Here is a 13,832-nt window from a genome sequence, read left to right as displayed (position 1 = left end):
GTCAGGCGGTCAGAACGACTGCGACCAGCGTCCGACGTCACCCCGCTCGAGCGCGACGGCGAGCAGTTCCGGGAAACGGTCGGGCGTGCACGCGAAGGCAGGAACTCCGAGTTCGGCGAGTGCCGCCGCGTTGTCGCGGTCGAAGGACGGCGCCCCGTCGTCGGACAGAGCCAGCAACACCACGACCTGCACACCCGCGGCGAGCATCTCCTGGATGCGCGAGAGCATCTCGGCGCGGATGCCGCCCTCGTACAGATCCGAGATGAGCACGAACAGCGAATCGGCCGGGCGCGTGATCAGCGACCTGCTGTAGGCGATCGCCCGATTGATGTCGGTGCCGCCGCCGAGCTGGGTGCCGAACAGCACGTCCACCGGGTCGGCGAGCTTATCGGTCAGGTCCACCACCGCGGTGTCGAAGACGACCAACGAGGTGCGCAGTGCCCGCATCGACGCCAGGACCGCCGCGAACACTGACGCGTACACCACGCTCGACGCCATCGACCCGGACTGGTCCACCGCGAGCACCACGTCGCGTTTCACCGCCTGGGAGCGGCGCCCGTAGCCCACCAGCTTCTCGGGCACCACCGTGCGATGCTCCGGCAGGTAGTGGGCCAGGTTCGCGCGGATCGTGCGATCCCAGTCGATGTCGCGGAGTTTCGGGTTCGACGTCCGCGACGACCGGTCGAGCGCACCCGTGACGGCGGCACGGGTGTGCTGCGCGATGCGGGCCTCGATCTCGCGCACGACTTTCTCGACGACCGTCCGTGCCGTCGCCTTGGTGGTCTCCGGCATCACGCGGTTCAGGCTCAGCAACGTGCCCACGAGATGCACGTCCGGTTCGACGGCCTCGAGCATCTCGGGTTCGAGGAGCAGCCGGGTCAACCCGAGCCGATCCACCGCGTCGCGCTGCATCACCTGGACGACGGATGTCGGGAAGTAGGTGCGGATGTCGCCGAGCCAGCGCGCCACCCGGGGCGCGGACGCGCCGAGACCTGCGGTGCGCGGTGCGGTGCCGTCGCCGGGCGCGGTGTCGTACAGCGCGGCGAGCGCGGCGTCCATGGCGCTGTCGTCGGCCGAGGACAGGGAGCCCGTCGAGTCCTCGGCGGCCTCGCCGAGTGCGAGCCGCCAGCGGCGCAAACGTTCGGTGTCTCCGGATTCGGTTGTCATGCCGACACTCCCAGGATCGACGCGGTGGCGGTCAGGGCGATCCGGCCGCGATCCACGGCGGGCGGTGCCTCCGTGCGGCGGGTGCGTTCGCCCCGCACCGTCTGCCCGAGCAGGCGTCGCTCACCGAAGGCGAACGACCCGAAGGTGCGCCGGAGGACGGGCAGGACGTCGACGAAATCGTCGTCGGTGAGACCGCTGATCCACTCGTCGACGAGATCGAACAGTGCGCTGTCGTGGACGAGCAGGAGTCCGCCCCCGCCGAGGAACCCGTCGATCCAGCGCGCCTTCGCGGGTGCCGATGACCCCACCGACAACGCTCGCGCGACCCGCACGGACGCCTCGTACTCGCCGAGTCGGCCGGTGTCGCGCAGCATCCGGGTGGTGCGGCCGACGAGCAGACCGTCGATGTCGTCACGCTCGCTCACCGACGTCAGTGTGTCGAGCCATCGGACGGTCGCGGTCGGGTCCTCACGCAGCGCGAGAGCGAGATGCACGTCGTCGATCGCGGTGCGCAGTGCATCGGCGGCGTCGTGGTCGAGACCGGTGACCGCCGCCGGGAGACCGGCGCACACACGCGCGAGCAGGGCGTCGCAGACATGTTCCAGGGAGGACAGATCGGTGCCCCGCACATCGCCGTAACGGACGGTGCGCACGAGGGTCGGCAGGGCGCTCATCAGGTGCAGCACATCGTGATCGAGTGCAGCCGCCGCGTCGATCGCCGTCACCAGCGACGGGATCGTGGTCCGCAGGTCGGCGAGCAACGCCCGTTCGAGCAGTTCGGTGAGGTCGGCGAGCGCGATCCCGGAACGAGTGGCACGGTCGGCCACTGTGGCGCCCGCTGCGGATTCCACCGTCGTGCCCCACCGCGACGCCTCGACGATCGCCACCGACAACTCCGGTTCCCACCGCAGCGTCCAGGTCTCGCGGAAGGTGCCGGTCGAGCGCACCTCGCTCTCCGCCGGTCTACCCCAGTCGATACCGAGCAGCGCCAGGCGGTGCAGCAGTCGCGACCGGGCGACGTCGATCTCCCGGCGCAGGTCCAGATCGAGATGCCTGGCTTCGGCGGACCGCTTGAGACGCAACGACTTCGCATTCCGCTGCAGGTCGGTGTCGAGCGGGACGGTGGGGGTGTCCTCGGAGACGGAACCGAGTGCCTCACCGACGACGAGCCGGCGGGAGACGAGACCGAGCAGGACGTCGTCGCCGTCGCACAGCACCGACCGCGTCGCCTCGACGACCTCGTCGAGTCCGGCCACCGCGCGACCGCGCAACGCCGCGAGCGTGTCGGCGAGACGTGTCGCCTCGATGACGTGGGCGCTCGAGACGGGCAGATCCTCCTCGCGCAGGACACGGGCCACGCGGGTGAACCAGCGTGCGGTCGTGTCCGCGGGCTGTGTGAACAGGTGGTGATACCAGCCGGGTGAGGTGATGCCGGCGCCGTAGCCCGACGACAGCGACAACCGGGAGTGGCTCCACGGCACCCACGTGAGGGTGGTCTTGACCTTGGGCATGCCCTTGAGCAGGCGCGCGTCGGGCGCTGCCGGTCCGAGCCGGCAGGTCAGCGCGGGTGCGTGCATCGCTCCGCACACCACGGCGATCGCGCGGGCCCCGGCCTTGACCGTCGCGCGCAGCACCTGCCGCATGTGCGCCTCGCGTCGCGCGGTGTGGTCGTCGATCCCGACGTCCTCGCGCAGCGCGCGCATCGCGTCCGTGATCTCGTCGAAGGCCTGTGCGGTGCCGTGCTCTACCACCGCGTCCCACCACTGCTCGAAGTCGGAGTATCCGCCGGCGCGGGCGAGTATGCCGAGCAGGTTGTCGGTCGCGCGGTCGCCGACCTCGCGCTCCGCGCCGAGCGACATCGACGCCGGAAGGTCGCAGAACCGCACGTCGGCATCGTGCAGGTACGCCCAGCGCAGGGCCTGCCATTCGGGGGAGAAGGCCGCGAACGGCCAGAACGCCGCCCGCGCCGGTTCGTCGCGTGCGTAGGCCAGCAATGCTACCGGCGGCACCATGTCGTCGGCCACGGTGAGCGGGAGCACCGGATCGGCGTCCGACGGACCCTCGATGAGGACGGTGTCGGGTTCGAACTCCGCGAGTGCCTGCAGGACCGCACGCGCCGAACCCGGCCCGTGGTGCCGGATCCCGAAGACCCGGATCTCCGCGGGAGCATCCGCGCGGTCGAAGAGAGCGTCGGTCACCCGGTGATCTCCCGGCACGCCCGGTAGAAGTCGGTCCAGTCGCCGCGTTCTCGGACGACGGCCTCGAGATATTCGTTCCAGACCACCCGATCGGAGACAGGGTCCTTGACCACCGACCCCAGGATTCCGGCCGCAACGTCGGAGGGCCGAAGCACCCCGTCACCGAAGTGCGCCGACAACGCCAGGCCGCCCGTGACCACCGAGATCGCCTCGGCGGTGGACAGCGTGCCCGACGGGGACTTCAGCTTGGTCCGGCCGTCGGTGGTGACGCCGCTGCGCAACTCCCGGAACACCGTGACGACGCGGCGGATCTCCTCCGCGGCCGCAGGCACGGTGGGAAGTTCGAGTGCGGTGCCGAGCTGTTCGACGCGGCGGGTGACGATCGCGACCTCGTCCTCCTCGCTCGCCGGCAACGGCAACACGACGGTGTTGAACCGTCGACGCAGCGCGGACGACAGGTCGTTGACCCCGCGGTCGCGATCGTTGGCGGTGGCGATGACGTTGAACCCCTTCGTCGCCTGCACCTCGATGCCGAGTTCGGGGACGGGAAGCGTCTTCTCCGACAGGACGGTGATCAGCGCATCCTGCACGTCAGCGGGGATGCGGGTGAGTTCCTCGATCCGTGCCACGGCGCCGTCGCGCATCGCGGTCATGACCGGGGAGGCGACCAGCGCGTCGGCGCTCGGCCCTTCGGCGAGCAACCGCGCGTAGTTCCAGCCGTACCGCACCGACTCCTCGGTCGTACCCGCCGTTCCCTGCACGAGCCGGGTCGACGAACCGCTGATCGCGGCGGCGAGATGCTCCGACACCCAGGTCTTCGCGGTACCCGGCACACCGAGCAGCAACAGTGCCCGGTCGGTCGCCAGCGTCGCCACGGCAACCTCGATCAACCGGCGCGGACCGACGTACTTCGGGGTGATCACGGTGCCGTCGGGCAGTTCGCCGCCGAGCAGATAGGTCACCACCGCCCACGGGGACAGTTGCCACGACGGCGGGCGCAGCCGGTCGTCGAGTCGCGCGAGCGCCGCGAGTTCGTGCGCGTACTGCTGCTCGGCGTGTGGGCGCAGCAGGTCGGTGCCGGACCCGGCGGTCTCGGACGTGCCCGTCTCGGGCATCGCGGCCTCGTCGGTGCCGACAACTGCAGGGGTCGACTCGAAGTCGGTCAACTCAGCTCCTCGTGGATCGTCTTGCGGAGGGTCAGGGTGTCGGCTGCGCTCGCGAACAGGTGCAGGCGACCGAGATCGTCGGTGCGGTTCGCGGCGTCGGCCAGCAGATCGGCCAGCTCGAACGGTGCCCGGTGGGCGAGCAGCGTCAGGACGTCGCGCACCAGACGGGTGGTCGTCAGCTTCGTGTACAGCGCGGTGAGCACCTTCTCGGCGACATCGCGCGGCCACGGCGCCGGGAGCGCGGCGAGCAACGCGTCGTCGAGAACCGCGGGCGGCGACGCCTCGCGCAGGTGCGTGAGCAGGATGTCGCGAGGTACGACCCGGGCGACCGATGTGTCGCCGGTGCCGTCGCGTCGCAGCAACGCCGCGGCCCATCCGCTGTCGCGTTGCCGGACCGCCGCGCGGCCCCACGCGTCCGTCAGTGCCGTGCGGAGGGCGTCGTCGACGTCGAACTCCGGCAGCACCCCGTCTCCGACGTGCTCGCGCCACACCGACAGCGGAGCGGCCGCGACTGCCGCCACCAGCAGATCGCGGGCCGGACCGTCGGAGAGACCGTCGCGGAGTGCGCTCTCGTCCGGCCGTTCGGGGACGGCGAGGGTGACGGTCGAGCCGTCGACGAGCAGCCATTGCCGCACTCGTTCGGTCATGCGTCGCGCGAACGCGGAGTCGGGGAGGCGGGGAAGAAGGTCGAGCGCGACGGCGCGAACCTTGCGGCTACGGTCGTCGAGGGCGCGCTCGAGCAGGTCTTCGTCGTGCGGGCCGAGACCGACCGCGAGCAGGGCGACGAGCTCGGCCCGCTGGGCGGCGGTCTGCGCACCCCATGACGCCGCGAGCGTGGCTGTCGCCGCGGCCGGATCGTGCGCGCGGAGCACCTCGAACCATCGGCGTCGCCGGGCGGGCGGACCGACGTGCCAGGGCGTGTCGTCGAGCGGGTCGGGTGGCAGCAGATCGGCCCATTCCGGGTGGCGCGCGGCCACCCAGCGCCCGCGCGCGCCGGTGAGAGCGATCAGCCGGTCGCGGTGCACCGCATTGGTGGTCGCGACGATCAACAGGTCGACCACGATGTCGTGCGACGCGCGGAGCCGGGCCGCCACCTCGAACCATTCGTCGAGTAGCGGGGAGCGGACGGCGAGCAGCGCGCGCAGGCGTTCGGCAGCCGCGCCGGGCAGGACGGGACGGTCGTCGTCCGGGGCCGGCGACGGCAGCTCGCGGATCACCGGCACGGTCGCGGCGGTGAGGAAGGTCGCCTCCAGGGCGGCAGCGGCGAGCAGTGTCGCGGCGGGGTCTCCGGTGAGTTCGCCCGCGGCACCGGCCGTGTGCAGCGCGCCGAACTCCGGAGCGGAGCGTGCCGTTCCGAGAAGTGCTGCGGCCGTCAGCGATTCGGGCAAGGCGGTCACCAGGTCATCACCTGTCCTCCGGTGAACAGTGAGACGGGAGTGAGAGCGGTTCCGTCCCAGTCGCCGCAGACCGTCACGGGACGGCCTCCCGCGACGGCGTGCAGCCGCCAGCGGCTGTCGTCGTCACCGGCCAGCGGCAGCGCCCGTCCGGACGGGTCGACGACGTACCAGCCGTCCTTGCTGTCGGTGGGAGTGACCGCGTCGAGCAGGACGGGCCAGGTGCGCAACCACGGATCTGCTCCGCGCATGCGGGCGTACTCGTCCAGCGCAGCGTCGAGTCCGGTGGCGGGCAGGGTCGTGAACGGCTCCGTCTCCCCGTGCTGCCGGCCGAGTACGGCTCGCAGTGGGGCCGCGACGGGGTAGAAGTGCAGATCGGCGTCGACCAGCGAACCGGGGAAGGGGAGGGGCGTGACGAAACGCGCTGTGCCATGAGCGAAGTCGAGCAGGATCGCCCAGCGTCCGCTCGACCTCCCCCGAAGCCACGTCTTGCGGGTGAACATCCGGCTCTCCTCGGTGACGCGCACGGCGAGGACCTGCCAGCGGTCGCGCACAGCCGGTTCGGCGCGGACCTCCTCGCTGCGGGTGCCGAAACCGAGATGGGTCTGCAGCGCACGCAGGAGCGGCCTCGGCAGCTCGTCGCGCTGCCGGTACGCCACGGCCATGAGGTGCAGGCGCGCATACTCTTCGAGCAGCCTGGCGGGCCAATCGGTTTCGTCGTTCACGACGGCGGCCAGAGCGCGCAGTGCCGACGCCGCGCCGGGAGCCTGGGCATCCACCATGCGGGCAGCGATCGCCTCGTAGATGTCGTAGCCGTGATCCACCGCCCCGAGGCCGTGCCGGATGCGGTCGGTGAGCCAGCGGTCGAGGTCGTCGAGTCCTGCCGCGACCCGCTCGGCGCGACGCCGGGCGGTCGCAGGGTCGGGCGCCTTGACCGGCTCGTCCGCCGGTGCGGGAGGTGTGGTGGACGCGATGCGGGCGGCGAGCCATCCGGTCACGAAGTCGGGCGCCTGCGCGGCCGGCACGGCACCCTCGGACCAGCGCACGAGCAGTGACAGGGCGTGCTTGCAGGGCAGCTTCCGGCTCGGGCACGTGCACGTGTAGGCGGGAGCGCTCGGGTCGATCGCCGTGCGGTACGGCGTGGTGCCGCGTCCGCGGCACAGTCCCCACAGGGCGGTGGTGTCGTGACCGGTCTCGAGCCATGCGGAGGCGACGCCGCGCGCAGCCGTCATCGAGGACGGATCGGGCGCGACGGCGTTGATCTGCTGGAGGGTCCAGGGGGCGGTCACGAGCGTCGAAGGTAGGAGACGGGTCCGACAGGAACGGCGGGATCAGGATGTCGCACGGGTCTCCAGACGTGCGCGGATGCCGTCGACGAACAACCGCAGACCGAATTCGAACCGGACGGCGGGGTCGCCGTCGAGCAGGTCGTCGTCGGCCTCGGCCGGCTGTTCGGTCGCGACATCGGGGGAGAGAGGTGCGCGCGTGAGCGCACCGAGTTGCTCGAGTTGCGCGCGGGACTGCTCGTCGACGGTGTGGCCGAGCACGTAGTGCAGCAGCGCGTAGCCGGTCAGTTCTGCGTACGCCCGGGACAGACCCGCGCGTTCGGCGGTGGCCACGAAGGCGTCGCGGGCCCGGGAAGTGGTCAGCCGGGAGGCGTAGCTCGAGGCGACGAGTTCGGCGCCGTCGCGATGGGCGAGCAGCGCGGCGCGGAAACGGTGCGCCAGCTCGGAGAGGGCGTCGTCCCAGACATCGCTCGCGGGCGGCTCGTCGACACCATCGAGGATGCGGTCCGCCATGGCGCCGAGCAGGGTCTGCTTGTTCGGGAAGTGCCAGTACAACGCACCGGGCTGGACGCCGAGCGACGACGCGAGCTTGCGCATCGTCAGGTCGCCGAGCCCGTACTCGTCGAGGATCGCCATGGCGCCGTCGAGGACGTCGCCGCGTCGCAACTGCACTGCTCTTCTGCTCCCGCTTCTCCCACTGCCCGCGGCGGTACCGCGCCACCGGGGATCCGAACCGAAGGATTCGTGCCTTTGACACTATCGGACGCTTCGCCCTAACCTGAACGCTGTTCAATTGAACGATGTTCAAGTTCTCGCCACCCCAGGAGACGGCAGTGACCCAGGCGCCCGCCCGCACCGACATCCTCGACATCGCTCGCGACCAGGTGCTCCGTCGCGGCATCGGTTTCGACCGCGACCAGACCCTCGAGGTCTTGCAGCTGCCGGACGATCGCATCGACGACCTGCTGGCGGTCGCCCACGACGTGCGCATGGCGTGGTGCGGACCGGAGGTCGAGGTCGAGGGGATCATCAGCCTCAAGACCGGTGGCTGCCCCGAGGACTGCCATTTCTGCTCGCAGTCCGGCCTGTTCGCCTCCCCGGTGCGGGCCGCCCGGCTCGACATCCCGTCGCTCGTCGAGGCCGCGAAGCAGACCGCCAAGACCGGAGCGACCGAGTTCTGCATCGTCGCGGCCGTGCGCGGACCCGACGAACGCCTCCTCGCGCAGGTCGCGGCCGGTATCGAGGCGATCCGCAACGAGGTCGACATCCAGATCGCGTGCTCGCTCGGCATGCTCACCCAGGAACAGGTCGACCGACTCGTCGCGATGGGTGTGCACCGCTACAACCACAACCTCGAGACCGCCCGCTCGCACTTCCCGAATGTCGTCACCACCCACACCTGGGAGGAGCGCTTCGAGACGCTGCGCATGGTCCGCGAGGCGGGTATGGAGGTGTGCTGCGGAGGCATCCTCGGAATGGGTGAAACCGTCGAGCAGCGAGCCGAATTCGCAGCCGACCTCGCGGCGCTCGAACCCGACGAGGTGCCGCTGAATTTCCTCAATCCGCGCCCCGGCACCCCTTTCGGGGATCTCGAGGTGCTGCCCGCCACCGAGGCGCTCAAGGCGGTGGCGGCCTTCCGATTGGCGTTGCCGCGCACCATCCTCCGGTTCGCCGGTGGCCGCGAGATCACGCTCGGCGACCTCGGCGCGCAGAAGGGGATCCTCGGCGGAATCAACGCCGTCATCGTCGGCAACTACCTCACCACGCTCGGCCGACCGGCAGAGACCGACCTCGACCTGCTCGGCGAACTCAAGATGCCGATCAAGGCCCTCGGCGAGACGATCTGATGTTCGATCCGTTCACCGGCGAAGCGATCGTCGACGGGACGATCCGAACCCGTTCCACAGCAGTGCAACTCGGGCTCGAACCGCCGCGCTTCTGCGCGCAGTGCGGTCGCCGGATGATCGTCCAGATCGCGCCGGACGGGTGGTGGGCACGGTGCTCGCGCCACGGGACCGTCGACTCGGTGATGAGCGAACAACGCTGACCTACCGTGGCGCGTCTCGGATCGTGCCGGGCCGACTGCGCGACCGATTCGCGAAAGTTACGGCGACCGAACGATGTAACTTCGTGTGCATGCTGAATACTCGACTGCTGCCGTTACGCAACGACCGAGCACAGCTGCGGGCGATGATCGGCGACGACGCGGCCGCCTACGCCGCCGGGACGGCAGATCCACTCGTGCGCCGGTACGCGCACCTGCCCGAACCGGCGTATACGGAAGCGTCCGTCGCAGCGTTGATAGACGGCGAGATTCGGCACGGGCTGGAGCGCGGAGATCTGGCCGTACTGACGATCGCCGATCCGGAGATCGATCGCTTTGCCGGCAGCCTGGTGTTGTTCGACATCGCCGACGAGGAGGCAGAAGTCGGATTCTGGTTGCATCCGCACGGTCGTGGGAAAGGGCTCGCTGCCGATGCACTCGAACTTGCGGCCGAGCTCGCGCGGCGCAGCGGATTACTTCGCCTGACCGCGCGCACCCTCCCCGAGAACGAAGCATCACAGCGCGTGCTCGAGCGGTGTGGTTACATCCGCGGTGACCGAACCCGGACCGTCACTCCGTCGGGGGCGGAAGCCCTCGCCGTGCACTACTCACGGGATCTCGGATGATGCGTGTTGTCGCTGTCTCCCGGGCGGGGCGAGCACGCTGGCCTCTGCGAGGCTCGGAACGCTACGGGAGCTCACGTTCTTCGGCAGGATAGGTCACGATCCCGTCGGAACCCACCGACGGCGTCGCGCCCCACTGTCCCAGTTCGTGCTGTCGCGGCTTTGCGTTGTTGACGAGATGCACGACGGTCCATCCCCGTGCGGCGAGGGTGTTCGCGATCAACAGTCGGTGACAGCGCCACGGCATCGGCTCGCCGCACATGATCGCGACGTGCCGATGCTCGGCCAGTTCGGTAAGGCGCTCCAATCCGGCCTCGAAGTCGTCGGTGAGGGTGTAATCGGCGTAGTTCTTGAAACTCGCGTTCTTCCAGCCCGCGTTGACGGCCGGATCGATGCCCTTCTGCTTCGGCCGCCTGCCACCGAGTTCGGTGAGGTGCAGATAGCCGATCCCGGCGCTGTCGAGCCAGGAGGGCATCTCGTCGGCGTCGAACTGCGGGCTGCGGCGCGAACCGGGCATCTTCCGCACGTCGACGACGAGTTCGATGTCGGCCGAGGTCAGCGTGTCGAGCAGGACCGATTGCGGGCACGTCCAGTGGCCGATGGTCCACAGGACGCGGGAGTCGGCACTCATGGCACCCATCGTCCCATCACGCGTGCGCGACCCGCCGGCGTAGTTCCTCGGCGCCGTCGCCCTCCAATCGGGACAACCCCGCACGACGGCCGGCGAGCAGCAGCAGGATCGCGGAGATCGGTCCCCGCACCTCGGGTCCGGAACCGGAGGACCACTCGGTATCGGTTGCGCTGAAACGGAATCCGTCGAGCGGGACGTCGGCGAAGACCCGGGCCTTCCCGGTGCCGCGGGTGGACCACATCCGACTGGCCCCCGCCGCCGCGGCATCCGGTGGCATCGGCAGGTCGCGCTGCAACGGCACCGCGATGTCCTGACCGTGGACGAGCAGATCGATCATGGCCTCGAGCGGGGTGATGCCCACATTGTGCCGCCGGGAGCCGATCATTCCCCGGAGGTCGGCGATCAACTCCTGCGTCGGTCGCCGGGCACGGTCGCGAGAGGACTCGCGGATGATCGTGTTCACCCCGCCGCGATGACGCACGACCATCCGGACGAAATCGACCACGGTGAGCTGCTGCAACGTGAGGTGCGCGGCGACGTCGCGCACGGTCCAGCCCTCGCACAGCGACGGCCGGCTCCACTCGTCCTCGGTCAGTTGTTCCAGCAGGTCGGCAGTTCGTGCGCGCTGCTCGTCGATGGTGTTCCAGATGTCGTCGACGTTCATGGGATCACCTGACCTGTGCTCCGCCCGACACACGATCCACCCATTCTAGATCGCGGATCGTGCCCCACCCGAGGATTCCGGTGCCGGTACGGCGTCCTCCGCGGCACGGCTCACCGACTCCCACTCGAGCCAGGTGGCAATCTTCTCCCGGGTGGCGGCCACGGCCGCATCCAGGACGGCATTGCCCAGGACGATGCGTCGAGGTGGCCGGTCGGCATCGACGACCTCGAGCAGTGCCCGCGCGGCCAGGGCGGGGTGGCTGTCGATGCTCGTGGACGCGCTCTGCTTTTCGATCTCGGCTCGCAGCGAATCGTAGTCCGATCGCGGAGTGCTCACCGTCATGGTGGTATAGAGGTCGGTCCAGTAGCCGCCCGGCTCGACGATCGTCACGTCGATGCCGAAATGCGCGGCCTCGACAGCCAGGGCTTCACTGAGTCCTTCGAGGGCGAACTTGCTCGCGCTGTACAGCCCTGTGCCGGGCCCGCTCAGTACGCCCCCGATGCTCGAGATCTGCACGAGATGCCCGCGTCCTCGGCTCCGGAAGGCCGCCATGGCGGCCTGGCTGACCCACATCGCTCCGAAGAAGTTCGTCTCGAACTGTGCACGCGCCTGGTCCTCGGTGAACTCCTCGACGAATCCGTAGGCCATGGTGCCCGCGTTGTCGACGACGATGTCGAGGCCTCCGAAATGCTCGCGGGCGGTGTCGAAAGCGGCGAACACCGCCGTGCGGTCGGTGACGTCGGCCGGGAGTCGGAGGAGACGTTCCGGATCCCGGGGGAGATCGGCCGATTCGATCGATCGGGAGACGGCCACGACGTTGTCGCCTCTCGACAGCGCCGCACGGGCGAACTCCCTGCCCAGGCCGCGGCTCGCGCCGGTGATCAACCAGGTGCGGGGACGGACGCCGGGGGTGGCGGGGGACGCGGTCGTCGGTTGGGTCTTCAATGCATATCTCCTGAGTGAGACGAGACGGTCCGTCTCGTTAATTCGAGGATGACCCGCCGGAGGGCGCCTGTCAAGACGCAACGTCTCGTCTCGATGAGATATCGTCGTTCCATGCCCCCACGCCCCGAAACCGGACACTCCCGGCGGAACCCCGCCTCGCGGAAAGCGATCCTCGATGCCGCTTTCGGCCTGGTCGCCGAGGTCGGCTACTCGAAACTCGGTATCGAGGCGATCGCCGCCCGGGCCGGCGTGGGGAAGCAGACGATCTATCGCTGGTGGCCGTCGAAAGGAGCCGTCCTCCTCGACGCGTATCTGGCACACACGCAGGGCGATGCCGGAGACGAGGCCGCGCTGCCCGACACCGGCGACCTCCGCGCGGACCTCGTCGCGGTGCTGCAGGCCACCGTGGCGGAGCTGCGTGATCCGACGTTCGCCGTCCCCCTGCGAGCGTTGACCGTGGCGGTACTCGAAGACCCCGAACTCGCAGCGGAATACGAACACCGCCTCGACGCGCCGATGCGGGAGATGAAGAAGGCCAGGCTTCGGGCCGCGCAGAGTGCGGGGCAACTGCCGGACGACCTCGATCTCGATGTCGCCGTGGACATGCTGTTCGCGCCTGTCGCCCAGAAATGGTCGACCACCGGCGAACCCCCGTCGGAGGACTACGTCCGCACACTGGTCGAGACCATCCTCGCCGGCCTGACGCGCTCGGCCGAGGGCATCCCGTCTTCGAGCATGTAACGCGCGACTCCTCTTGTCCGACACACACGTCGGAATCACATGACGATCAGGGGAGGGGCAGCATGGGTTCGGTCGATGTTCTGGAATGGATCCGCGAAGGTTATCTGGCGGGCGACCCGCTGCGCTCGGCGCTGTTCGTCGGGTCGGCCTTCCTGACGATGCCGCTGCAGTTGCTCGAGGTCATCATGGGACGGCCTTTCTGATCTCCTCCGGGAGGTTCACACCGGCGGTCGCAGGGCGGCGAATTCGTCCGTCACGCGCAGCCTGGAATCGGTGAAGCGGTAGAGCGCCGGGGGGCGACCTCCCGCTTTGCCGGACGGTGCGGTGTTGCCGGTGCGGGTGAGCACGTTCCGGCGCGCCAGCACCCGTTGGAGATTGGTGGCATCCACCTCGTAACCCAATGCAGCGCAATAGATGTCGCGCAGCGTGGACATCGAGAACTCCGCCGGTGCGAGGCCGAATGCGATGTTCGTGTACGACAGCTTCGCGGCAAGGCGCGCATGGGCGTTCGCCACCATCACCCCGTGGTCGAAGGACATCGCGGGAAGGTCCGAGACCGGATGCCAGGCCGTATCGGGCGGCAGCTGGGGATCCGAGGTGAGGGGGATCAGACCGAGATAGGTCGACGCGATCGTGCGCGGTCCCGGCACCCGATCCGGTTCGGAGAAGACCGACAGCTGTTCGAGGTGCGCGACCTTGCGGACGTCGACCTTCTCCGCCAGTTGCCGCCTCGCCGACGTCGTGAGGTCCTCGTCGTTGCGTAGTTGGCCGCCGGGGAGCGACCACGTGCCGACCTGCGGATCGAGGGCCCGCTGCCACAGCAGCACCCCGAGTTCGGGCTCCTCGCGGAGGGCTCCCGAGGCGTCCGGGAAGCGGCGAACCTGGAACACGGCGATGAGCACTTCGTGACGGGTGTTACCATGTGTCATGTTTTCGATCCTAAGTCGAAAACCTCGAATACGGCAATTCCGGT

General features: G+C 69.5%; 15 protein-coding genes. 5 read left to right on the top strand and 10 right to left on the bottom strand.

The window, feature by feature from the left end:
* Positions 1 to 9: 9 nt before the first annotated feature.
* Genes AC6CID_RS06330 through AC6CID_RS06305 form a run of 6 tightly spaced genes read right to left on the bottom strand, consistent with a single transcriptional unit; the run spans position 10 to position 7,883 of the window.
* On the bottom strand, positions 10 to 1,167 hold the full coding sequence (locus AC6CID_RS06330; RefSeq protein ID WP_064061504.1) for a VWA domain-containing protein: 1,158 nt from the start codon (positions 1,165 to 1,167) through the stop codon (positions 10 to 12).
* Positions 1,164 to 3,365: a DUF5682 family protein gene (locus AC6CID_RS06325; RefSeq protein WP_498353703.1), complete on the bottom strand. Its 2,202-nt coding sequence runs from the start codon at positions 3,363 to 3,365 to the stop codon at positions 1,164 to 1,166. The genes AC6CID_RS06330 and AC6CID_RS06325 overlap by 4 nt, the downstream gene beginning before the upstream one ends.
* Positions 3,362 to 4,480 (bottom strand): ATP-binding protein, encoded by a 1,119-nt coding sequence (locus AC6CID_RS06320; RefSeq protein ID WP_039585252.1) that lies wholly within the window; start codon positions 4,478 to 4,480, stop codon positions 3,362 to 3,364. The genes AC6CID_RS06325 and AC6CID_RS06320 overlap by 4 nt, the downstream gene beginning before the upstream one ends.
* Before the next feature lie 47 nt (positions 4,481 to 4,527).
* Positions 4,528 to 5,928, bottom strand: a complete 1,401-nt coding sequence (locus AC6CID_RS06315) for a DUF5691 domain-containing protein (protein WP_217579694.1) — start codon at positions 5,926 to 5,928, stop codon at positions 4,528 to 4,530.
* Positions 5,925 to 7,214, bottom strand: coding sequence for an SWIM zinc finger family protein (locus tag AC6CID_RS06310; RefSeq protein ID WP_498353702.1), 1,290 nt, complete (start codon positions 7,212 to 7,214; stop codon positions 5,925 to 5,927). The genes AC6CID_RS06315 and AC6CID_RS06310 overlap by 4 nt, the downstream gene beginning before the upstream one ends.
* A 42-nt stretch (positions 7,215 to 7,256) precedes the next feature.
* Positions 7,257 to 7,883, bottom strand: coding sequence for a TetR/AcrR family transcriptional regulator C-terminal domain-containing protein (locus AC6CID_RS06305; protein ID WP_064061500.1), 627 nt, complete (start codon positions 7,881 to 7,883; stop codon positions 7,257 to 7,259).
* Positions 7,884 to 8,044: 161 nt separating this feature from the next.
* Between AC6CID_RS06305 and bioB the strand changes: the two genes are divergently transcribed.
* The 3 genes from bioB to AC6CID_RS06290 all read left to right on the top strand — a co-directional run bounded on the left by bioB (position 8,045) and on the right by AC6CID_RS06290 (position 9,881).
* Positions 8,045 to 9,058 carry a biotin synthase BioB gene (gene bioB / locus AC6CID_RS06300; RefSeq protein ID WP_019289721.1) on the top strand — a complete coding sequence of 338 codons (1,014 nt, stop codon included), beginning with the start codon at positions 8,045 to 8,047 and terminating at the stop codon, positions 9,056 to 9,058.
* Entirely contained in the window at positions 9,058 to 9,258 is a 201-nt protein-coding gene (gene bsaP, locus AC6CID_RS06295; RefSeq protein ID WP_006554091.1) for a biotin synthase auxiliary protein BsaP, read from the top strand. The genes bioB and bsaP overlap by 1 nt, the downstream gene beginning before the upstream one ends.
* Before the next feature lie 89 nt (positions 9,259 to 9,347).
* Positions 9,348 to 9,881 (top strand): GNAT family N-acetyltransferase, encoded by a 534-nt coding sequence (locus AC6CID_RS06290; RefSeq protein WP_217579696.1) that lies wholly within the window; start codon positions 9,348 to 9,350, stop codon positions 9,879 to 9,881.
* Positions 9,882 to 9,942: 61 nt separating this feature from the next.
* On the opposite strand, the gene AC6CID_RS06285 is transcribed toward AC6CID_RS06290, so the two are convergent.
* Genes AC6CID_RS06285 through AC6CID_RS06275 form a run of 3 tightly spaced genes read right to left on the bottom strand, consistent with a single transcriptional unit; the run spans position 9,943 to position 12,118 of the window.
* Entirely contained in the window at positions 9,943 to 10,509 is a 567-nt protein-coding gene (locus AC6CID_RS06285) for a DUF488 domain-containing protein (RefSeq protein ID WP_217579697.1), read from the bottom strand.
* 16 nt (positions 10,510 to 10,525) lie between these two features.
* Complete coding sequence (locus tag AC6CID_RS06280) at positions 10,526 to 11,173, bottom strand: maleylpyruvate isomerase family mycothiol-dependent enzyme (RefSeq protein WP_217579698.1); 648 nt, start codon at positions 11,171 to 11,173, stop codon at positions 10,526 to 10,528.
* 45 nt (positions 11,174 to 11,218) lie between these two features.
* Positions 11,219 to 12,118 carry an SDR family NAD(P)-dependent oxidoreductase gene (locus AC6CID_RS06275; protein ID WP_217579699.1) on the bottom strand — a complete coding sequence of 300 codons (900 nt, stop codon included), beginning with the start codon at positions 12,116 to 12,118 and terminating at the stop codon, positions 11,219 to 11,221.
* A 111-nt stretch (positions 12,119 to 12,229) separates the two neighbouring features.
* Here AC6CID_RS06275 and AC6CID_RS06270 point away from each other — a divergent pair, with 111 nt between their 5' ends.
* Positions 12,230 to 12,859 carry a TetR/AcrR family transcriptional regulator gene (locus AC6CID_RS06270; protein WP_217579700.1) on the top strand — a complete coding sequence of 210 codons (630 nt, stop codon included), beginning with the start codon at positions 12,230 to 12,232 and terminating at the stop codon, positions 12,857 to 12,859.
* A gap of 62 nt (positions 12,860 to 12,921) precedes the next feature.
* On the top strand, positions 12,922 to 13,062 hold the full coding sequence (locus AC6CID_RS06265) for a hypothetical protein (RefSeq protein WP_006554085.1): 141 nt from the start codon (positions 12,922 to 12,924) through the stop codon (positions 13,060 to 13,062).
* Positions 13,063 to 13,077: 15 nt separating this feature from the next.
* Here AC6CID_RS06265 and AC6CID_RS06260 read toward each other — a convergent pair whose 3' ends face one another.
* On the bottom strand, positions 13,078 to 13,788 hold the full coding sequence (locus AC6CID_RS06260; protein WP_254707524.1) for an NUDIX hydrolase: 711 nt from the start codon (positions 13,786 to 13,788) through the stop codon (positions 13,078 to 13,080).
* Positions 13,789 to 13,832 lie beyond the last annotated feature (44 nt).

The organism is Rhodococcus sp. GQ147 (assembly GCF_059759155.1).
The sequence above is the reverse complement of the archived record's forward strand: the minus strand, read 5'-3'. Positions and strand labels throughout refer to the sequence as shown.

Coding starts and splice junctions, on each gene's coding strand:
- AC6CID_RS06290 (WP_217579696.1), top strand. CDS start 9,348: ATGCTGAATACTCGACTGCTGCCGTTACGCAACGACCGAGCACAGCTG.
- AC6CID_RS06330 (WP_064061504.1), bottom strand. CDS start 1,167: ATGACAACCGAATCCGGAGACACCGAACGTTTGCGCCGCTGGCGGCTC.
- AC6CID_RS06265 (WP_006554085.1), top strand. CDS start 12,922: ATGGGTTCGGTCGATGTTCTGGAATGGATCCGCGAAGGTTATCTGGCG.
- AC6CID_RS06280 (WP_217579698.1), bottom strand. CDS start 11,173: ATGAACGTCGACGACATCTGGAACACCATCGACGAGCAGCGCGCACGA.
- bsaP (WP_006554091.1), top strand. CDS start 9,058: ATGTTCGATCCGTTCACCGGCGAAGCGATCGTCGACGGGACGATCCGA.
- AC6CID_RS06285 (WP_217579697.1), bottom strand. CDS start 10,509: ATGAGTGCCGACTCCCGCGTCCTGTGGACCATCGGCCACTGGACGTGC.
- AC6CID_RS06320 (WP_039585252.1), bottom strand. CDS start 4,480: ATGCCCGAGACGGGCACGTCCGAGACCGCCGGGTCCGGCACCGACCTG.
- AC6CID_RS06260 (WP_254707524.1), bottom strand. CDS start 13,788: ATGACACATGGTAACACCCGTCACGAAGTGCTCATCGCCGTGTTCCAG.
- AC6CID_RS06270 (WP_217579700.1), top strand. CDS start 12,230: ATGCCCCCACGCCCCGAAACCGGACACTCCCGGCGGAACCCCGCCTCG.